Here is a 21,266-nt window from a genome sequence, read left to right on the forward strand (position 1 = left end):
CTTTCCAGGAAAAGACTTACCTCTTCCGGGATGGGGAGAACCCTTGGGGTGGAGGCACGCCAGTGACGTGAGGCCGGCTTTCTTACCTACCTCCGACCGATCACCACGGTCTTCTCCTCCGTGAACCTCCGGATCGCCTGCGGTACACCTTCCCTGCCCACGCCGCTCGCCTTCACTCCACCGAACGGCATGTAGTCGGCCCGGTAGATGGTGGACTCGTTGACGATCACACCACCCGTCTCGAGCTCCCTCGCGGCCTTCACGGCCCTGTCCAGACGTTCCGTAAACACGGCGGCGTGCAACCCGTAGTCGGTCGAGTTCGCGATCCGGATCGCCTCCTCGAAGTCCTCCGCCCGGATGACCGGGAGGACGGGTCCGAACGTTTCCTCCCGGGCCACGAGTGCGTCCTCCGGCACATCGGCCAGCACTGTCGGCGGGAAGAGCCTACCCTCCGGCTCGCCGCCTGTCAGGATCCTCGCTCCCCGCCCCACGGCGTCCTCGACGTGTTGTCGGACCTTCCCCACTGCACCGTCGTCGATGAGCGGTCCCACATCCGTGTCCTCGTCGAGCGGGTCTCCCACCTTCAGCGACTCCGCCACTTCGACGGCGGCCTCCAGAAACTCCTCGTACACGTCTTCCACCACTATCGCCCTCTCGACCGCGATGCAGACTTGGCCCGCGTGGTAGCAAGCCCCGCGGACCGCCGCCTCGGCGGCCACCTCCACGTCCGCAGTCTCGTCCACGATCACCGGGTCGTTGCCGCCCAGCTCCAGTGTGATCCTGGGAATCGAGGAGATCTCACGCAGGCGCTTTCCAACCGACCGGCTCCCCGTGAACGAGAGCGCGTCGAAATCCGCCCGAGCGAGTTCCTCACCGAGCTCGGGCCCAGGACCGACCACGACCTGCAGCGCCAGCGGTTCCACGCCCGCATCGAGCAGGATCTCGGCCAGTCTGAGCGAGGAGAGCGGGGTCACGGTCGCGGGCTTGTGTACCACTGAACACCGGGCGGCGAGGGCCGGTCCGAGCTTATGTGTCGGCAGTAGGAGCGGGAAGTTGTACGGAGTGATCGACAGTACCACGCCGACCGGCTCACGGACTGTGAGAATCAGCTCGGCCGTCCGACCGCGCTGCGTGTCGCCCGGTAGCGTCTCACCGTACAACCGCTCCGCTTCGGCCGCGCTCAGTCGTAGGACCTCCCGCGTCCGGTAGACCTCGTACCGCGCGTCCCGGATCGGTTTGCCGCCCTCGAGCGAGATCAGCTCCGCCAGCTCGTCCTCGTACTTCTTCAGAAGGTGTGCGGCCTCCGCCAATGCCTCGCGTACTTCGTACGTGGGTCGATCTCTCCACCGCCGTTGGCCTTCTTTGGCGTCCTTCAATAGCGCCTCGACGTCCACTTCCGGAGCGAGGATGCGGCCTACTTCCGAACCGTCGTACGGGTTCTCCACTACGATCTCTCGGTCGCCTTCGACCCACTCTCCCCCGATCAGGCACCCGTACTCCAACGAGGACCCCGCCGCTCAGGCCGGATCCACGCCTTAGAAGCGGATCGGTCTCGATCGACGGCTCGACTCCGCCGCTAAATCGAGCAACTTCGGGAGTGTCTCCCAGCCTACGTCCGAAAACGTTACCGCGACTCGTTGCAGTTCGACTCGTTCCCGTGCGTGGCGCGCGAACATCACGGCAACGGGGAAATGGAGCCCGTCACGCGTCCGCTTCACCTGGAGTATCAGTCGGAACCGGGCCCGTGCGAGCCTGTTGTAAACGTCTTCCACACGACCCAGTACCTCGTATAGGTCCCCCGTGGGACCGACCGCGATGAGGAAGTAACCGTCCCGGAACGCCGCGAACTTCGGTGGTCGGTTCGACACGTCCCCGAACCTCGCTTCCACCCACCTCAACGCAGCGTCCGTTCGCGAGAGCACGTCCCCGGGACGACGTGGTTCCCGACCCTCCCATAAGAGCGAACCCGCGCAGAGGTCCGATTGTGCGCCGACTCCTCCAAGCAGTGATAGGAGCTCTAGCGCCCAACCCAGACACTCAGACGCGAATTCCACGGGATCGTCCGAGTAACGACCCAGAATCGACCAGGGTAATTCTCGATTCTCGATCCTTACCTCCAACTCGAACACCGAGCCGGCCGAGTATCTAGGGAGCTCGTCCCCGATCAGCCGAAACTCCACCGCAGGGAAGACCGTTTCACCCTTTACCGTCCCACCGAACAGTGCGGTCTCCACCAGGCGTACTTCTTCTCGCCCCAAACACCGCCCCAGAAGCGCTCGAAGGTACCGACGCAGATCTTCCCGGAGATCGACCACGACCGACTCGCCAGTACGGGATATGACGGGGCTGACGGCCCGCAACCGTACAGTCCCTGACAACCCCGCCACCCTATATCACGTTTGTTACGTTCCTGAAAGTAAAGGACCCTAGACGCGGGTCTGACGCCGTCCCGGTAATGCGTTCTGACGGTACCTAGAACTCCCACTTATCTCTTATCATCCACGCGTCCCTCGGTGGGCGCAGTGGCTAAGTGGACCGACCTATCTAACTAAGCTTTAGGAAAAGTTTCCGGTACCTGGAGGCGTTTCGTTAGTGATCAGGGACTAAATTCGGTATTCATTGGGTAATGGTGTGGGACGCCGAGCTACGTGCGGCCTCGTGCCGTTGGGTGATAAATCTCGGCAGTTAGTTCTGATCACTGATACCTTTCACTGAACCGTCTAAGCCTCAGACTACGTCTCAACCGGAGTGGGGAGGGCAGCACCGGCAGTCCGCGTTTCGACTCCCTCTTTTTCAGCCCCTGAAGCTCCCGTTCTAACGACTCGATCCGACGTTCCAGGTCTTGTTGTTTCTCGTTCAGCCGACCCACCATCTCGGCGTGAAGTGCTAGTATCTCCCGATAAACGGTGTCAAGAGATTTCCGCTCTTTGAGGAGGATCCAACGGGACGAGCTCGGGTCACTGTACTTCAGATAGTCCTCGAGGAGTGCCTCGTCCCAAACCCACTTCACGGCACGGTATAGATCCTCCAGGATGGAATCATTGATGACACCGTTCACGGTGAGGTCCCAGAGGGCTGGGTCTAAAACCCACCACCGTGATACCGTATCCAGCCACTCCCACACGATCTCCGACCTATCCGGGTACAGATCGACGAGTTCCCACCAATGATGGTGGCTGGTCGCGTGCAAGATGCTGGAGTAATCGGGCTCCGGAAGTGCGACGAGTTCAATGTTGGTGCCCTTCTGGATAGCGTCGACCACCTCGCGAGGGTCGCTGAGTTCGAACGTTACCGCGATACCTTGGTATTCGAAGTTGAAGGATCCACTTCCGACCTCCGAGAGGAAGTTCTCGAACTCACTGCGGACGTTGGCGTCCGCGAGCTCCCAGGGATGTACGAGTATCCATAGGACCAGATGCACGTCGCCGGCAGTACTTATGGCACCGCCGTCGATGAGATTTCTAACTGCGTTCTGGAGGAGCTCTCGAACTGTCGTCCCGCGATCCTCCGCCCCTTGCACCAGGTCCGATACGTAGCTCAAGGCGGGTACGTAGTATATCTTATCCCCACAAACGTTGAAGTACCCTACCAGCATGTGTCTGGCTATAGGATCCAGTCGATCCCATGTTGGATCGTGATCGGGATTGATCGCCGTGATATCAACGCCACAAACCATCACCCGTATCTCGAGCTTATGGCAGGCGTACAGGGTGTTGGCGTCGAATGTCCACGAAGGGACCGATAGAACTTGAGAGACGTTGCTTCCCACTCGGTTCCTGAGGAATCGTAGGTTGAACTCTAGTTCCCAGTATTGAAGGCTGAGCGGGAGACCTCCTAGGGCGTGAGATGTTGAGTGTAATCCGACCAGGCTGATCGTACCCCGCCCGGCGTACTCCCGGATCAAATCCGTGATACCCGGCGCCGCATCCTCACAGACGTTGTAGTGGAACACCGCGACTTTGATGCCTCTCCCCTCGCACCACGAGAGGAACTCTTTCAGTGCGGTGACATGGTCTTTGGACCACGCATCACTGTCGATGTAGGGAACTACGTGCACGTATACCGTAGCGGTGGAGGGCGACAGCATACTGCCGATGATGAACACCAACGATGGGAGCATCGCCGGGCCCCGGTACATACCCGAAGGACCCAGGGTTAACACGTGTTGTCTGAAGTCATGCAAATCTTCTTCATGGATTATCAAGCTTCGTAGATGCTCCCGCAGATGGCGTAACTCACTGAGTTCGAAAAGTACGGAGAAGGAGGAGTTGAGAAGTTGCTGCGACTCATCGTGTGACGGAAGAACCATGCGAGGCCTCATCTGTACCTGTGTACCTCACGATCCCAATCGTGTGCCGCCCAATAGGTGTATTCGTAATAAGTCCCTCCCTCGGTCCAACGTACGCTCACGATGGACTTCCGAGCTGTCTCGAAGGAGATTCCTAGGACGAACGGGCCACTGTATCGGTGGATCCGAACGCGTTCACCCAGGAGCGCGTGCGCACCTTCGGATAGGGGACCGCCCTCCAAGAACGTGGAGTCCTCGGTCACGGGAACTCCGTCTTCACTGGGTACTAGTAGAAGTACTTCCGCGAACTTAGGGCACTGAACGTGGAGGTACCCATCATTCCACCGGATCCGAACACCTGTGAACCATCGAGAAAGTCCGGATTGGACATCGGTTTCTCCCATCGTCTCCCTCCAACTGTCACCCTTCCGCACGAACACTGCTCCCTCATCCAGTTCAGGTGTGGTTAAGAATGCCCTAGTGACGTTCCACTGGACAACGACTCCCGTGTGGCCTGACGTCAGACACATTGGGCCGTCGTCGACGAATCCTGCCACGATGATCGTGGAAAGTACAATCAGGAGGAGTCCAAGTAATTCGTTCAATTCGATTCCCTCCTCTTGCCGGATAGTGCCGTCATTGTCATCACACATCCCAGAAGGTCATGATAGATCTAACAACACAATTCGGGGCTCATCCGTCAACCAACATTTGGTTACGTTCCACAAAGCGAACCGTGCCGACAACTTCGGGTGTGTTGGGTGACAACGAACATCGACCCTCAGCACGTGTTGACTGGATAGAACATAACTTATCACACTCATGCTTGCGATTTAGGATGTTCTGCATAGGAGCCACCGTATCGATTCCAAAGTTCGCAGCGTTCTAAAGGATTAACAGTGAAAGAAGGGTTAGTCGTGTCGGCGTCGTATAATTGGGACTATCGGTAAGATCGGAGAATGATTCGTACCCTCCCATGAACTTGGAGATGTTCTAGTACCACCTTCAGTTGAAGTCGGTATCCGTTTTCGCTCCTCCCTAAGCCGACCTCGTTTCTCAGTACTCTCTTCTCTTCTTTCCTTAGTAGTTTCTCCCCCACTCATTAACAGTTACATTAGATTTGTGTATATGCCCCTGGTTACCTCCGTAGGGTTTCTGTTTAGCAGTAACAGTGTTACGGACGTAGCTAGTTCTAGACTCACGCCTCTCCTCCTTAGCGGGGGGCGAACTAGCCCGCTGCATTACAACCGTAACATCTGCCTTAGTAGTGGCTTTAAACCGTATTTTCGTGCTAGTATCTAAGCAGTATGCCACCATAATAATCCTATACTTACCACCCTTACCTATGCAAAATCTAACTGATCCCACCGGTTGGACGTCTTTATTCTGAACTATTTTCTCGACGACTTTGTCACTTTTATCTCGTAGTTCTATTTCAATGCTTTCTATCTTCACATTACTGGTACCAATGTTATAATTAACTATCAGCGTTGCCCTTCCTCCGGATTCAAACCGCACGTCTACACTTATCTTAGGTGCAGTCAGGAATAACGTGCCGGTCTTTTTAGTCAATTTACCACTAACATTCGCTTTAGGTACCGGAATGGGAATATCTAAGATCATCTTCCCTTGACCTTGCACTTTCGCCTCTAATATGAATCGTACAAAGCTAGCCTGTTTATCACTCCCGAGTCTAATTGTGATGCCACTTTTGAGATTATTTAATTTAGAATGAACTTCTGTAATAGTATTCCCGTTTTCGTCATCAACAGCAATGTCGACTTTATCGGTTATTATATTTAACCCTACTGGAACTATTTCACCTTTAACTACAAGATCTGTGTGGTTTTTACACTCAAGTATTACTTTCCCACGTACTATTCCTATGAACGGACGCCACCAGTTTTTGTTCAAGAATACTGCGCTTACCTCACCGCACGAGCATCTAAACATTACTATAGTTTTGTATTGCTCATTTTGTTTAACAAGGATAGGATGAGCTTGTCCATATAGGTAATCGTATAACAACTCTATTTTATTCATCCAGGCTGTCAGAAATGATTCAACTACATTCTTATTATTACTCATTATTTTCACAATCTGTAACTTGTTAAGCGAGCTAAGTAATGTATCTCTAACCAGTAGTTTCACGTTTTCATCTGTAACTTTTTGCAACCTCGAGCTTACTAAGCTTAAAAGATTTAGGCACTTTTCCCATAGTTTTTCAACGTCACTGTCGTCAATTTTAACATCTTCATATGTTGAAATTTTTTCCATATCTGTCACTTCTATTTTAATATCAAAAACCGGTTCGTAGGTAGGCTTGTCTCCTACAGTTTCGCGTATTTTCTTATGGTTTATTATTATTTCATTTATTAACTCTATACACCTAGACGGCGTGTTAAGTTCAAAATGTACTAACATGTTGTCTAAAATGAAATCAAGTTCTTTATTGTTAATCCATTCAATAAATTCTTTAAGTAAGTCTACAACTTTCTTGTCTGTGTTACTTACTTCCTCAACAAGCTGCCACGGGTGGACTAGTATAAATATAACCAGTGTTCCGTACCCATAAATGAATCCGTCATCAAGTAGTTCTTTAATTGCTTTTTTGAATTCACTTCTCGTAACATCTTTTAGAGTCTCGTTATTTTGGACTTTATTTGCTAAATTTTCGATCAAATCCTTGAAGTCTATTGTTGGGCAAACAACGCAAACATTTTGGCCGTTAATTGTTATTAGTCTCTTAATAACTAGTGCGTCCGCTAGCCAACCGATGTCCTTGCTCTTCCACGGTGGTAGTCCTTGTCCCTGTTGTCCTTTCGGTTGTAAGTCCCAACTCCGACACCCAGAAATTATCCAGACTCCGTACATTCGGCAAAATTTTATCAGATTACCATCGATAGCCCATCTCACCTTCTTATTATTCTTGTTGTCCTCATTTATCCACTCCTCTATCGGTAGAACTACATTGTCCAAGTACGGCTTCAGACCTTGTTCCTCGAAAAGCTCGTATGAATAATCAGTTTTCAATTTTATTACATTTAGAGGTAAACCGGCTATTCCGTGAGTTCCAACGAAATCAATGGATTTCCCGAGGTGTTTCTTTATCACGCATAAGATCTTCATTCGAGCCTAGTAGTGATCTTTCTAAGTCACGTTCCGGGGAGTAAAAGACGGCTACTTTCACACCATTTTCCTCACACCAGCTTAGGAAGTCATCGTAGGCTTGGATTTGGTTCTTGTCGTATGCGTCGCTGTCAATACATAACGCCACGTTCACACATAGAGACTGAGTTGGCTGCGGTGTAATTAAATTTAAGAACGTTAAAAGAACAGTAGCGGTGGCAATGCGTTGACTCACTCGAAACCTGCTAATTATGTAAGTTTCCATGCGGTTATCCCCGCAGTAGCTTATTACCTGAGGATCCGCGTGATGTTCCCAAACACCCTCGAGGCATTATTTTTTATTAGTTTTTTCCTCTTTCCGGAGTGTTAGGTCCCCGGCTAGGCAGTACTAACGGGTACCACTTCGGCAGTGCGATCGCGACTAACCGTGCTGCACCGGCTCTCTCCGGCTAGCTTAGCTCTTGTGGTCATCGATTCACTCCAAGCAATGTTGTGCCTGCGTGTTTGAATTACTTTGGACTTCGGAGTATCAAAGGGACGCTCGCCAGTGGTATTGTACCGGAGACGTAGAACACGTAATCCAACGAGACGTCCGCCATCAGTCCTGGTAGTGAGCCTATTATTCTACCTAGGGACATGATCGATCCCCACCATCCCATTCCAAGTCCTCGTCTTTCTCCCGAGATCACAGCCACCAGTTTGAGTGACGACGGTTGGGCCAGCGAGTACCCGAGCCCTCCAACGCACAGTAGGGCCACCGCGACGGGAACGCTCTTCACGGTAGGCAACGCCAACACTCCGGTGGCGGCGAGCACACACCCGGACGCGGCCAGGACGACCGGATTGTACCGGTCGGCCAACCACCCGCAAGGTGTCTGCATGATCACAGCCACGGCGTTACGGACCGCCAGTACCAGTCCGATCTGTGCCGGGTCCGCGCCGAGCTTCTTCAGGAATAGTGGGACGAACGATTCAATCGTGGGCTGTACGGCCGCGGTCGCGAACGCCGGTAGCGAGGCTCGGAAGAGCTCCCGGTCGACTTCTAGTGACCCCTTCAACGCCTCCGTGAGCGGGACTTTCTCCCGGAACGCTTGAACGTCGGGAAGACGTACAGCCATCGGAACGACGAACAGTGCCGGTAGTGCCAGGATGGCGAAGGCCAAGGGTCCGACGCTCCGGTAAAGGTAACCCCCTAAAGGAGGTGCCAGGATCATCGGGAGCTGGGTGACCGTGTTGAAGATCCCCAAGGAGCGTCCGCTGTCCGCAACGATGTACAGGAGCGGAGGCCAGAGCGCGCCCATGCCGAGACCCAGCGAAATCCGGCTAACCAACAGTGTCCCTGGATGCGGAAGTAGGATCAGGAGGTCGGACAGTGCGTATCCAAGTGCACCGATCGGTGCGAGCCTCCTGGGACCGTACGCGTCCGTCAGGGACCCTCCGACGGGTCTGGCTAGGAGCTGCGTGACGTTGTGTACTAGGTTCATGACGCCGACGAACGAGCCGGGGTAACCGGAGTCCACTACGTAAAGAGGTAGGATCGGTAGGACGGAGGTCAAGGACACTGCGCACGCGACTCCCACGACGTGTGCGATCAATCGACACACCCCGTGTTACGGGCGAAGCCGGTCTGGGCACTCTGCTACCGTGTCCATACGTGGTTCGTCAGTCTGTGTTTCGCACGCAATGCCAGGTTGGGATGCTATACATACATAAAAGTGTAATCCGAACGGGTGGCGACGGTGCGGTAATCCCGATGTTACCGTTCATCGTCACGGTCGTCCGGAGGTGCCGACGCGACTACGGTCGTTTCGACACCTAAAGTGGTAGGTCCGCCGCAGATGACGTCGAAACTATAACGATTCCACTTTTTCTGCAGGGAGCTCGAACTTGATTTTCGGCAAGTGAATACCGGTTTTCTGGCCTTCTGGGCCTTGACGATACCAGAAACTTTTAAGTACTATGAGCTCGCTACACGTTTGTGGGAGACCCGGTGGTGGGGTGAAGATGACTCCGCCCGTACGGCACAATCGTTACAATCATCGTAACGTTCCTGCCGGGACTAGTTGAGAAGCACCGATTGGTATCCGTCCGCGGGTGTCGGCAATGGACGGTCCGATCATCGGGGATATCACCGCTCACCCGTCTCCTCATCCCGTACGCGCACGTTGGGTATCTCATGGGGACCTTCCACACCGGTTTCGTGCCAACCTCCAGTTTCCGGCGGGCAGCACCGTCCTCCGATAGGTACTTCGGTCGTCCACTTCCGGTACTAAGCCAGATGGAGGCCCGGTAGTTCCAGCATCTCGAAACGCACAAGTGTTTCGTCGTCCTCCGACCGACCCGGGGGCCTTTGAGGCTTGCTGCGGTCGCATCCGGACTGCTGGTACTCCTCTCCCAGCCGGCAAGCTGCTTGAAGGTGGCTGTGTTCGCGGTCGATGACGTGGAACCCACGTGCCTCAAAGCCATCGAGAAGGTGCTTAAAGACGCTGGCGTATCATTCGACGAGGTCAATGAGAAGGACATAGTCGACGGGACCATCGTCGGGAAGTACGACGTCTTGATCTTATCAGGTGGCGCGTATTCCGAGCGCGTCGTGCATCATCCCGGATTCATCGAGGGACTCAAGGAGTTCGCGAGGGCGGGAGGCAAGATCGTAGGTATCTGCGCGGGCGCGATCACACTGGTGAAGGGAGGACTGGTCAGAGCTAGGGTAGAAGAGGCGGGTCTCGGAGTCGGCAGGGTGGCGTTGAAATTGAAGCGCTGTTCGCTCACGGAGGAGTTGCCCGACCACCTCGACGTTACGTACATCAACGGACCTGTGATGCGGTCCCAAGGGGCCGAGGTAGTGGCCCGGTACGCTGGAGGTATCGTGGGTCGTGGGGACGCGATCCTCGTGGACCGTTACGGTAAGGGAGAGGTGATCGCGATCGGACCGCACCCATGTCACGACGAGAGTGGGAACGTGAACACCCGGGGCGCCAAGCTGCTGCTCAACGCCTTAGGAGTGAAGAAGCGGATCGAGCCCGGGAAGGTCGAGGGTGAGGGATGGCTCCCGACGCCGGTTCCGGTAGCGGCGGTGATCTTGGGATCGGTGGCGGCCTTGGTGGTCCGCGGGCTGATCTGTGGATCCTAACGCTAACGGTTACCTCACCAGATGCCGACCTGAATCAAGAACTCTAGAATTTGGTGATGTCAATATGACCGTTGGCGGGAGTTCAAGTTAGTAACGATATTCCTCGGCGCACACACCGGGATTTCATTCTCTGGAGATTACGATCTTGCATCCACTATCACCTAACCTGCGGTACTCCGTAACCTCGCCATCGAAGACGTACTCCAGGAGACCTACCACCACGCACACAACGTCTCTCACTTCACCCTCGAGCAGCTCCCGTACGGAGCAGAACGGGCACGTCGGGATACGCACGGTCACCCTACTCCCTCCTCCTCGATCTCCACATCCTCTCCGAAGATCAAGCATAGCTGCTCCTCGGGAGTTTCGTAACCCATATCCTGGAGCTTCCGCGCCAGCGTCCTGGAGAAGCACCGAATAAAGGCGTCACGACCCTTGCCGAGAACGACCCACGAGGACTCCTCCAGGGAAGCTATGGCGGCAGTCAGGAGATCTATGGGTTCTTCTTTCATCCCCCCGAGCTGGGGCCGGTGCGGCACTAAAAAAGCCTAAGGTCTTGTTGGCAAGTGTCCACGTGCACTCTACGTGTGCCCACTTAAGCTCGGTCAGTCATCGGGTGGTGAGTACCTAGATACACCCACATATACCTGAGTCGTCCCGTGGATGTGTTAATGTGTTCTCACGGAGGACGACAGGACCGAAAGAGATGATAAAGAGACGACACGCGAGGGACATCTAAGGGCCGACGTTGTCTTATGTTCGATGTTTTTTCCAACAGTTGCCGTCATTTTATAATAGTGTTGACATCTCTAGTCTAATCTCCGATCCGTGTGTAATCCTACGCAGAACGAGAGCTAGCACTCCTAGTGTGAACCCTACGACCCCCACCGAGTACAGCCATGTCGGGAATGAGAAATGCAGAATTACCCGTGGCAGAGATGAATTTACTAAGATAACCATCGTTCCGCCAGGTCCAATGAATATCCTTCCATTCCGTGCATGCCATGCCGGAAAATGCTTTACTTTAATTAAGACCCATCTATAACCTCGTGCATCCACATCAATCGTACACCAGTTAACTTTCGCAGGTAGTGGTGATGGATTAGTTCTAAACTTCTCAAGTATTTTAGAGTATAAACAGCACTCACGCTTACCAGGAAGTGGTGGAATACAACTACGCGGGATTATTGTTACTGGGTGTAGTCGTGCCGCTACCATTGGTAAGTCTATTCCGACCACTCTAATTATCCCAGCACCTGCTTTAATGTCCTTGAACCATCTTCCGTCTACCATATACACTTTCGGCAACTTCCTCGACTGTCGCACAGGTAAATTCCATTGATTACCGACGTTAGAATACCTAGGATGTAGCCTAATGTTTACCTTTATTAATTTTATTTTGAGTACTTTAGACAACTTTTTGGTAGTCCTACTATCCAGTTGTGATGGTAGTATTAAAATAACTTACCTACCTTCGCTCGCTAGCCTCACCGCCAGTTTGACATCTTTGTAAGATTTCGGTCTAACTATTATCTTGTGGAAACATACTGAGATCTTTTGGTTTCTGTACTGTGGCAAAAATGTACTCGTATCCATACTTAGGTACAATGTTGAGGGCAGTAGTGTAGTCTCGTACTAATGATCGTATGTCGTTATAGTTCGGGTCGTACACTCCGATAGGATCTACAGCTTCCGCATCAGACACTTTACTGTTCTCTAACACCAGCACATGTCTTGCTCGATATACTAGTGCCATTCCGGCACGACGACTGACCTCAGAAACTTGAGGCGTTGTGGTCACTAAGTATTGAATGTTGGCTAATCGACATACTGTTCTTACAAATTCCTTGTCATACCACTAGAATACCTCCCATTCTGATCTTTCGGTCAGTGCGTGGAAGTACGGATCACCTTGTGCGAAGTATACAGTGAACCTAGATCCAACTCGTATGGAACCATGTGGGGATAGATTGGCTTCGTTATACATCCTAAGCAGCGGTCCCACTCCTATCCTTACCATGGGGTCCTTCATACGATGCTTAGAAATCCAAACAGATACTATTTTGGTCCCCGGTATTTCCATAACATGAATAGTCAAAATATGGTTCCACGATGTCAAGATCGTAGTTACCACAGATAACATGGCTAAAAGATACTCTCCCTTATAGCCGTGCTCCAGTAAATAACATGCAGGTAATGCCGTCAGGGGCGTTAGAAGCGCACACGTGAATCTATCTAGAAGTATATTTTTATCCAGTGGCAGCTTGGTTATTATTCGGTTATACAAGTGATTGCCAGCCCATACGCAATCATCCAGCATATAAAAACGATTCGCATCCACGACTCTCGACGTGCTTTCCATAAACCTAACACTCCTAACGTGAGTAGAAATATTCCAGGAAACATAATCCCCAGATCTCCTTTTGAATCCAAAGCTCATGGTAAGCTTATATACACTGTAAGAAAATAATATAGAGGCTGCTAGTAATCCCAAAGCGAATGCGTGTGGTCCGTCGGTCAGCCTAGCTAATGGAGCTATTAAATAGTAAGGTAAAAAACAGTAGAAGGTGGGGTATGGGAACCACATGTGCCAATAATAACATAGGTTTGACGGAGTGCGCCCTATCAGGATCTCCCATGCGTACTCTGCCCCGAACGCGTGTGCGGGTGCGTCTCTCGGGGCCAGTGGTTTCAACAGCACCGGTCCTGACGCCATCATCGCGGCTACTAGTGGTATCAACCACCTGGTCCGGACAGACTGCATCAACTATCTCCTCTGGTCAACTAGGACTACCGTATGGGAACCCCGGATGTAGCGCCGGTACGTTAATTTCCTTTATCCTCCGTGTGGCGTGATCGTCCGGCAAGATATAGGTCCGGATGGCCACTCCACACTGAACGAACCGGCCGGTGGGCGCGTCTTTGACATAGGTCAGTTCGGAGTCGCGCGTGTTAGAGGAGCCAGTCCCTAACGTAATGAAACAGCGCTGAAACGGTCGATCTGAGGACGTTCTTACCGATCCTGAAGCCCGCGTCCTTAGCTATCTTCAGGAACCGGAGATCGTCGAGGTAGAACCTCACGTACGCCTTCCTGAGTAATTTCTTCAGTTCTTTCCTCGAGAGGTACAGCGTCCTCATCACAGGGTGTAGCGTGGTGTATTTAGACCAGTCCTTGGTTTCTATCAGGCCTTTCCTCTCAGCCAGGTCGTAGAGTGGTGTCCCTGGGTACGGAGTGCACACCGTGAACTGGGCGTAGTCCGGCTTCAAGTCGATGGCGAACCGGATGGTCCTCTTGATGTCATCCCGATCCTCCCACGGGAACCCGAGTATGAACGAGAACAAGACCCCGAGCCCGTACCTGGCGGTTACTTTCCTACACGCGTACACGTCGCCCGTGGTGATCTGTTTATTGATCTTCCTTAGCGTCTCGTCACTCGCGGATTCGGCGCCCACGTACACGTACCGACATCCGTACTCCTGGAGCGCTTTCGCCATTTCCGGTGTCATAAGGTTGGCCCGGGTCCCGCAGTCCCAAGGTACGTCGATTCCCTCCTTCCGTAATTTCTCCCCGATCTCCTCTACCCTGGAGACCGTGATCGCGAACACGTCATCCACGAACTCTATACGCTCCACGCCTTTTTCCTCCACCAGGTACTCTATTTCACGGACCACGTGGTCCGCGCTCCTGGCCCTCCATTCCCTCCCTAATAACCTAGAAGAAGCGCAGAACGCGCACTGGAACGGGCAACCTCGACTCGTGATCACCGGGGCGTACGGCTCGTCGGGATCAGGAGCGTACAACGAGATATCGATCTTGTCGTACGCCGGTAAGGGGAGCGAGTCTAGGTCCTCGATGGGTCTCCGGTCGTCGTTTCGTATCAATTTACCGCGCTCGTCTAGGTACGAAATGCCCGGCACATCCGACAGGTCAGGATCCTCCCAGCCGTCCACGTGGTCCAACAGGTCGGCGGTCGTGAGCTCACCTTCTCCCCTCACCACGGCGTCCGCGTGACTCTCCCGAAGGGCCTCTCCGTCCATGAACGTCGGATGCGGACCGCCTAGAAACACGAACACACCCTTTTCCTTGACGCGCCTGGCGATCTCGTACGCGTACGGGGCGGCGGGCGTCGTGACGGTGATCCCTACGGCGTCGTACCCTGAGGCCATCTTCACCACTTCCTCGATGTCCAACCCCTCGGCTGGGCAATCCACGATATCGGCCGAGAACCCCTCTCGCTCCAGGTAAGCTGATAAGTACAGTAGCCCGACGGGAAACGCCGTAGCACCTAGGACTTTCCTGATGTCGTCGTTATACGGGGGTTGAACCAGTAAGACCTTCAACGCTTAGGACTCCCCTGGAGGGTTCAGGCGGTCAGTGAATCCTAGACGATCCCTTGAACGTTTCGCGTTCGCATAAACGCGACTCGTAACCCCAGATCATGGTTTACGAATAAATACGATGCACGACTGCGGTCACCCCGCCCATCACGCGGTACCCTACTCGACTGAATTAGTCGAGCGTACGGAAAGTTGAATGCCGTTAGCGGGACATTGGGTTAGACCCCGCACGACCGGTTACGGGTACGTACGCGTCAAGGGATTTCTTCTCGCTCGGTGGGTCCGGGGACGGTAGTGTGCCACGTCGGGCGTCACCCGAGGGAACCAGTACGTACCTACCTATCGACGATCCTACAGGTTGATGTTTTCGAAACATTAGCTCAGTTTAGCCCAGGTGAGTTAACGTTAGTTTAGTAGAACTTGCACGAGAAATGCATATTATCGGGTTGTACGCTCGGTAACAGACACCGGGGACCATGTTGGGCAAGCCTGAGGTCACCATTGTAACGGAGGGAACGTATCCCATCACTCTCGGCGGGGTCACCACCTGGGTACAGCGTCTCATCGAGCACTCCTCAAACGTCAGGTTCAACGTGCTCTGTCTGGCGCCCTCAGGGAAGGCGGAACCTGTCGTTGATATCCCGGAGAACGTCCGGGACGTGGTCGTTCGAGAGCTGGTACCGAGGCGAGTTGGGAAGCGCCGCTGGGTGGCCCGCGTGTTCCCCGTCCACAGGATACGGTGGCTACTTGGGCGACGGGGTGAGCGGGCTCCTGAGGGCTTCCGCGTCCTGGAGCGAGCCTTCGAGTACATATTGGAGGGCGAGCCACTGGAGGGGGAGATGCTAGAACGGTTGTATGAGGTCTCGGAGAACCCAGTGAGAGTGTTAGAGGGGCCCACGGTTTACACGCTGGCTCAGTACGTGGAGGACCAGTTGGGTTCGGATGAGCGGTTCAGCGACTTGTACTGGGCGGTGGCGAACGTCTGCTCATTCGTCATGGGGGCGGCCTCTGGCGCCCGCCACATGCCAGAGTGTGACGTGGCTCACCCTCAGAACTGCGGCGTGTGCGGCTTCCTGTGCGCCGTCAGGAAGGTTGTCAAGGGAACTCCGTACATCATCACGGAGCACGGCGTCCTGGTCCGAGAGCTGGACACTCGCCTCGAGGGGCTCGGGGATACAGTCCGGGAGCTGTACCGGAGATGCTTCGAGTCGATGATCAAAACCTCTTACCAGTACTGCGACGAGGTCCTTGCGATCTCCGATTACCACCGGGAACACGCCGTGGAGCAGGGTGTGCCGGAGGACCGTGTCGACGTGATCTACTCTGGGATCGAGACCTGGAAGTTCCCACCACCCTCGGACGTAGAGAAGAAATTCTGCGAGGCGGACAAGTTCCACGTGGGGACGGTCGCCCGGGTCGAACCCATCAAAGGGATCGACGTGTTCGTCCGGATGGCGGCGAAGGTGGTCGAGGAGGTAGGGAAGAACCGGGTCCGATTCCACGTGGTGGGCCCATCGACGACCGGGAGCACTACGAGAGGTGTCAGGAGATCATCGAGCGGCAAGGGCTAGAGCAGGTCGTGAGGTTCCACGGGTCTCGACCTCCGGAGGAAATCCTGCGGTTCTACCACAAGTTCCACGTGTTCGTGCTCTCGAGCAGGTCCGAAGGGCTCCCAATGGCCCTTCTCGAAGCGATGAGCGCCGGATGTCCCGTGGTGGCGTCTGAGGTAGGTGCGGTCCCCTACATCGTCGAGGAGGAGATAGGGCGGACGTTCCCTTCGGAGGATCACGAGGCCGGAGCGCGGGTCCTCCTGGAACTGCTCCAGGACCCGGAGGCCCTCCTCCAAATGTCTTACACGGCGACTAGGAAGGCTCGGAAGTTCGACATCACCCGGATGTGTGATGAGTACGCGCGACGATACGTGAAGTACGCGACCGGTCCTGGGTGAGGTCGAATGGGGTTCCTGTCGGATGCCATCGACAAGACCATTCGGGACGTGAAGAGGGGAAGGGCGGACCTCAAATCTGTCGTTAGATCGGCGCTACTCTTCACCCCCGTTTGGAGCGTCATCACGCTGTTGGCGCTGTTAGAGTCGATGTCCATGAACGATCTACCCGAGCTCGGCTTCAGCCTAATCGTGGGTTTGCTCTCGTCATCACCTTTCCAGGTCCTGGGTTCGCGAATGGTGGCGGACGCTAGGTACCTACGGGTGCTGTCCCCCGTCATCGGCGTTCTCGCGCTGGTGGCGGTTGTCTACCCGCCCGTGCCGTGCCTTCTGAGCTGGTTGCTCTCGGCATCTTTCGGCGTGAAGCTCTCGCACGACGTCGTCCTGGCTGCCGAGTTGACGGGTATCGTTTACACCCTGACCTGCATGGTAGCGGCCAGCTGTGAGGAGTGCCGGTGGAGGTCCGTCCTGCAGATCGTGATCTCGTGGATGGCGTTCTCGGTGTCGTTCGCGGTCCTCTCGGCGCTAACTTCCGACGTCCTGAGGTCGTTCGTGCTGTCCCTCCTGGCGGTCGCCCTGACGGTGAGCCTCGTCGCGAACGCGCGGAAGCACCTCGAGAACAATCCCGAAATCACCAAGGAGTATCTGGTAGGGTGCCTGGTCGTGGCCGTCGCTGCGGCGCTGGACTACTTCGTAATCATGCTATCCTCGATCGCGTACTACGCCATGATGTTCCTCGACAAGATCGTCATCTGGTGCTGGCGGGGGTTCCCGTACCCACCACTTGACGTCCCGGCGTTCGTGGGGATGGTCCCCTTACTGGCCGGTACGTTCGCGGCCGGGATCTTCTGGACCGACGTCGGGAACGATCTGGATATGATCTACAGAGTCGAATCGAGGGAGCTCGAGGAGATAGGGCGTCGGATGTTCTTCCGGTTCCTCAAAGGTACCTGGATAGCCCTCGCACTCTCAGGCGTCCTGGCACTGGTGCCCGCCTCGTTCGTGAAACCACGGTTCCATCACTGGATGTCGGAGGGCGCCATGTACCTCCTCGAACAGGCCCTGAAGGCGTCGTCCACCCTGATCCACACACTGAGCCACGCCCCAGTCCCGACGTTCGGGATCCTTGCAACGTTGATGAAGTGGATCGAATGGAAACTTGCCGGTGCGAACCCGGACCTCCTGATCCTATACCTGTTGGGGAGCGTCCCGGGGGCGCTGGTGGTCTACACGTACCCGCAATTGATCATGTTCCGCCGAGAGATCGAGGCGACGGTGGCGCTATCCCTCGTCTCCGTCGCGGAGATCCTGGCGTGGCATCGATGGGGTGTGGAGTGGCTCGCCCTCGGCTACCTGATTGGGACTTGCATCTCTGCGACCGTATGCGCGCTGACCGCGGTCCGCATGTGGCTCAACCTGCACATGGAGGCGTACCGGGTGCTCTCCTACAACAACTTCGTTTCCTACGTGATCGAAATCCGGCGACGCGGGATCGAAGAGGTCCGCCCACGGGGTCTGTAAACGGTCCGGGGAGCAGGACAACGGTCCGCCCGGCAGGTCGCGTTCGTGTCCTGGGTACTCCCACGGTCGTAGTTGTTCGGCCCCATCCGAGTGGTCGGTTTCCCGATTCACCTGAACATCGCGAAAAGAGTCTCCATCACCGCACCTCGGCCGTGGTCTTCCCGCATGGAGGGGGTTAAAGATCCTCTTACCGGTTCTGCCGGGCTGGCCCTGCAGGCCTCGGCGTGAGACGGACTACTCATACCCAATCACTCCCGGTTCAGGACCCTTCGAACTCTCACTAACTCCCCTTCGCATCCGATCTTTCTCGGTGGACGCCGTCACTACGGGGCACGAGCTTGCCGTTCCACGTTCCAGAGGTGATTGACTTCGAAGCTGTTCTCTCAGATCCCGGTACCGCCGGTGGTTCTGCAGAGGCGCCGGGTCCGCGCCTAAAGACCCCCCTCGCCGCTCCCGCTTCCGTTGCTACCTTCCTTGTTTCCTTATCCTCTTTTCCACTACCGCTAAGCGTCCCTTCCCATGATGCGACGTTACGCCGGCCCGTCTCCGTCCCAGTCTAGTCAGTAGTCTGATGAGTTTCGCATAAGTCATCCATGAAGGCCTTGGTGAGAGCCGCGAACTTCCGTATCAACTCCGCCTCCGGATCACTGTGATGGCGCGCCGCCCGGGCCACCGCCAGGGGCAGCGCGACCGGCGATTTGGAATCCTAGTAGGATCTCGACCGGCGATCCGGCCACGCGTTCGCACTCTTCCGAGACGTTTTTCCCAGAATCAGGTAAGGTTCCGGGACTCTCACCCGACGTCCGTCTCCGTCGGACGCGACACCGATCGGTGAGAATATTTACGTACGATCATCGACTGGTACTCGTATTGACATCACATTATTCGTGTATGATCTACGCATCATCGTCGGATGATAGCAACACGATTTCAGCTCGCGGGCCCGCTCCGTGATGACGAGCACGTCCACGTCGGAACCGCCCGTGACCATTCCCTTGACCACGCTGTCGAGAGCGATCACCTCGGCCCGCGGGTCCACCCGCTCCCGGATCACCCCTTGCGATCCGGCTGATCCAGTACTTCCATCTCCGAACGTACTCCAGGAAGAGCCGGTACTGCCTCCGGAGGTGTCCCACGTACCACTCCGGGACGTCCTCCTGGGTCACGGGGCGATCCCACGTGGGATCGTACGAGGAGGCGTGATAGCTGCGTGATCATGCCGGTGAAGCGCTCAAGCTTGCGAGGTTCATCCTGGAGTAGGGTATGTGCAGGTAGACCGCGTTCCACGCCGAGTAGGCTGTGCAATTGGGTATCAAGGCAACACTGGCGTTCTGCTGTTCGACGCGTACACGGACGCTCGTTACCTGGTAGAGTTCCCCTACGACACCGAAGAGGACGCGAAACGGTTCGTTGAAGTTGCCGATCTCGGGTACTCTCCGCGCTCGAGGAGGTCCTTCGGGGGGCACGGGTTCGAGGTGCGATGTTAAACACATTTGTTTCATTTTACTTTATCCAGTTTCGATCCTCCTTACGCGATCATCCGTCATGGGGTACCGTGCGTTGATGACACCAGTACTGTAGCCGTCACCGTGGCCTTCGACCTCCGAGTGGGTAATATCCTCGTCGACCGTTGAGAGAACGGACATGGCGTCGATCGAAAGGCTGAGGAACGAAGCCGCTCGAAGGAGGCGTCTTGCGTACGGGCTTAGGACTCGGGCTTCGCGTGAGGTCCCGAGCTGCCAGAGGGTGATTCGCTGGTACGGTTCATCGATCTGGGTGATCCGGTTGACGGCCAGAGTGCGAGGGGGAGCTCCAGAAGGTGATGAGGTAGTACCCAGAACATCGAGTCCCTGTTCCCGGAGAGGAGATCGTGGGGCCGGTCACAGCGGAACACTAATCGGTGGGCCGTGCCCGGCACTACAACAGCTCCGTATGATCACGGACACCTACGTGGCACGCGGAGAGGCCATCCGTCTACCCTCCTGAGAAGGGAAACCGGTTGCGTCTTCCGATTCCTTACGACCGAGCCACCCGGTTCGTTACGGCGTTCGTCCTGTCCTTCTCCTGCGCGGCTACGGCTTTTACGGCACTATGGAACGTCACCGTCGGCCTCTCGGTAGCGTCCTAGTATCATCCCTAACCGCGGCCTGGCTCCTGGCCCCGACGCACGTGGTGGTATGCGAACGCCGTATCACGATCGTCTCCACGGGACGACGCGTCACCCCGGCCGTGAAAGGAACGGTGGGCACGATCGATCTCCAGGTGTCCGACTTCTGGGTTTCGGGGGCGTCTTCGGCTACGTCGGCCTCTACTGGGTGAAGGGCGTGGGCCGATGTTATGTGTACTCGCGCCGACAGTCGCGCCTGGCCGTCCTGGAGACGGACCGGGGGACCGTCTTGGTGGGTGCCGAACCGACAGAGGAGCTGCTGGATGCCTTGACCCGATGACGTCCGAAACGGGACGCTACGTCACGTCCAGCGATCGATCGACACGTGTACGATAGCGCCCAGTGGAGCCGGGGACGGTCGCATCACGCCTCTTAACTCCGGTCTCTGAGGGGGGTGGGGATGACGACTCCTTTAGTCCCTGAACGGTGATGATCGGTGCCGCTGTTCGACCGGGAACATCGGTGAGGAACCCTTCGGGCGCTGACGGGTGATGAGGGGCAGGCGTTCCCGAGCCACCCATTACCACATCCGAGAGAGGAGTTCGGATCACCACTCGGCGAGCCGGTGCCGGTCCAAAAGAGATCGCCGTCGGTATGTGCCATCCTCATCATCGATAGGCGCCCCTCGGCCTCCTCATCCGCGTTCCCCCGCCGGGTCTCGGCCCGTTACCCGGAGGTCATCGGAGCCTCCCCGCAGAGCCACTCCGCATCGGCCCGATCTACCGTGTCCCGATCGCATCGACCG

General features: G+C 55.6%; 16 protein-coding genes. 6 read left to right on the top strand and 10 right to left on the bottom strand.

Features of this window, described 5'->3' with window-relative positions; all coding sequences use genetic code 11:
- Positions 1–86: 86 nt before the first annotated feature.
- The 6 genes from BW921_RS07250 to BW921_RS07275 all read right to left on the bottom strand — a co-directional run bounded on the left by BW921_RS07250 (position 87) and on the right by BW921_RS07275 (position 9,012).
- The gene (locus BW921_RS07250; RefSeq protein ID WP_148689182.1) at positions 87–1,502 is read right to left on the bottom strand and encodes an aldehyde dehydrogenase family protein; all 1,416 of its coding nucleotides are present in this window, start codon (positions 1,500–1,502) and stop codon (positions 87–89) included.
- Between the two features lie 33 nt (positions 1,503–1,535).
- Positions 1,536–2,378, bottom strand: coding sequence for a hypothetical protein (locus BW921_RS07255; protein ID WP_148689183.1), 843 nt, complete (start codon positions 2,376–2,378; stop codon positions 1,536–1,538).
- A gap of 317 nt (positions 2,379–2,695) precedes the next feature.
- A complete protein-coding gene (locus tag BW921_RS07260; protein ID WP_168168853.1) occupies positions 2,696–4,120 on the bottom strand; it encodes a hypothetical protein in 1,425 nt (474 codons plus the stop codon).
- 197 nt (positions 4,121–4,317) lie between these two features.
- Positions 4,318–4,893 carry a hypothetical protein gene (locus tag BW921_RS07265; RefSeq protein ID WP_148689185.1) on the bottom strand — a complete coding sequence of 192 codons (576 nt, stop codon included), beginning with the start codon at positions 4,891–4,893 and terminating at the stop codon, positions 4,318–4,320.
- Between the two features lie 475 nt (positions 4,894–5,368).
- Positions 5,369–7,402: a hypothetical protein gene (locus BW921_RS07270; protein ID WP_148689186.1), complete on the bottom strand. Its 2,034-nt coding sequence runs from the start codon at positions 7,400–7,402 to the stop codon at positions 5,369–5,371.
- Between the two features lie 524 nt (positions 7,403–7,926).
- Complete coding sequence (locus BW921_RS07275) at positions 7,927–9,012, bottom strand: MFS transporter (RefSeq protein ID WP_168168854.1); 1,086 nt, start codon at positions 9,010–9,012, stop codon at positions 7,927–7,929.
- Positions 9,013–9,767: 755 nt separating this feature from the next.
- On the opposite strand from BW921_RS07275, the gene BW921_RS07280 reads away from it, so the two are divergent.
- The gene (locus BW921_RS07280) at positions 9,768–10,550 is read left to right on the top strand and encodes a DJ-1/PfpI family protein (RefSeq protein ID WP_148689188.1); all 783 of its coding nucleotides are present in this window, start codon (positions 9,768–9,770) and stop codon (positions 10,548–10,550) included.
- A gap of 123 nt (positions 10,551–10,673) precedes the next feature.
- Here BW921_RS07280 and BW921_RS07845 read toward each other — a convergent pair whose 3' ends face one another.
- The 3 genes from BW921_RS07845 to BW921_RS07295 all read right to left on the bottom strand — a co-directional run bounded on the left by BW921_RS07845 (position 10,674) and on the right by BW921_RS07295 (position 14,891).
- Positions 10,674–10,850 (bottom strand): hypothetical protein, encoded by a 177-nt coding sequence (locus BW921_RS07845; protein ID WP_168168855.1) that lies wholly within the window; start codon positions 10,848–10,850, stop codon positions 10,674–10,676.
- A complete protein-coding gene (locus tag BW921_RS07285; protein ID WP_148689189.1) occupies positions 10,847–11,062 on the bottom strand; it encodes a hypothetical protein in 216 nt (71 codons plus the stop codon). Before BW921_RS07285 ends, BW921_RS07845 begins: the two co-directional genes overlap by 4 nt.
- A gap of 2,440 nt (positions 11,063–13,502) precedes the next feature.
- A complete protein-coding gene (locus tag BW921_RS07295) occupies positions 13,503–14,891 on the bottom strand; it encodes a B12-binding domain-containing radical SAM protein (protein WP_148689191.1) in 1,389 nt (462 codons plus the stop codon).
- A 473-nt stretch (positions 14,892–15,364) separates the two neighbouring features.
- Between BW921_RS07295 and BW921_RS07300 the strand changes: the two genes are divergently transcribed.
- Genes BW921_RS07300 through BW921_RS07305 form a run of 3 tightly spaced genes read left to right on the top strand, consistent with a single transcriptional unit; the run spans position 15,365 to position 18,354 of the window.
- On the top strand, positions 15,365–16,459 hold the full coding sequence (locus BW921_RS07300; protein ID WP_236953744.1) for a DUF3492 domain-containing protein: 1,095 nt from the start codon (positions 15,365–15,367) through the stop codon (positions 16,457–16,459).
- 8 nt (positions 16,460–16,467) lie between these two features.
- Positions 16,468–16,836 (top strand): glycosyltransferase family 4 protein, encoded by a 369-nt coding sequence (locus BW921_RS07965; RefSeq protein WP_236953745.1) that lies wholly within the window; start codon positions 16,468–16,470, stop codon positions 16,834–16,836.
- Positions 16,837–16,842: 6 nt separating this feature from the next.
- A complete protein-coding gene (locus BW921_RS07305) occupies positions 16,843–18,354 on the top strand; it encodes a hypothetical protein (RefSeq protein WP_148689192.1) in 1,512 nt (503 codons plus the stop codon).
- Between the two features lie 841 nt (positions 18,355–19,195).
- Here the strand turns inward: BW921_RS07305 and BW921_RS07310 are convergent.
- Positions 19,196–19,408 carry a hypothetical protein gene (locus BW921_RS07310; RefSeq protein ID WP_148689193.1) on the bottom strand — a complete coding sequence of 71 codons (213 nt, stop codon included), beginning with the start codon at positions 19,406–19,408 and terminating at the stop codon, positions 19,196–19,198.
- Between the two features lie 211 nt (positions 19,409–19,619).
- Between BW921_RS07310 and BW921_RS07315 the strand changes: the two genes are divergently transcribed.
- Both BW921_RS07315 and BW921_RS08080 read left to right on the top strand, forming a co-directional pair.
- Positions 19,620–19,841 (top strand): HEPN domain-containing protein, encoded by a 222-nt coding sequence (locus BW921_RS07315; RefSeq protein WP_148689194.1) that lies wholly within the window; start codon positions 19,620–19,622, stop codon positions 19,839–19,841.
- 690 nt (positions 19,842–20,531) lie between these two features.
- Positions 20,532–20,801 (top strand): PH domain-containing protein, encoded by a 270-nt coding sequence (locus tag BW921_RS08080; RefSeq protein WP_148689195.1) that lies wholly within the window; start codon positions 20,532–20,534, stop codon positions 20,799–20,801.
- The last annotated feature ends 465 nt before the right edge of the window (positions 20,802–21,266 follow it).

This window comes from Methanopyrus sp. SNP6 (assembly GCF_002201895.1).
GTDB lineage: Archaea > JAADCQ01 > Methanopyri > Methanopyrales > Methanopyraceae > Methanopyrus.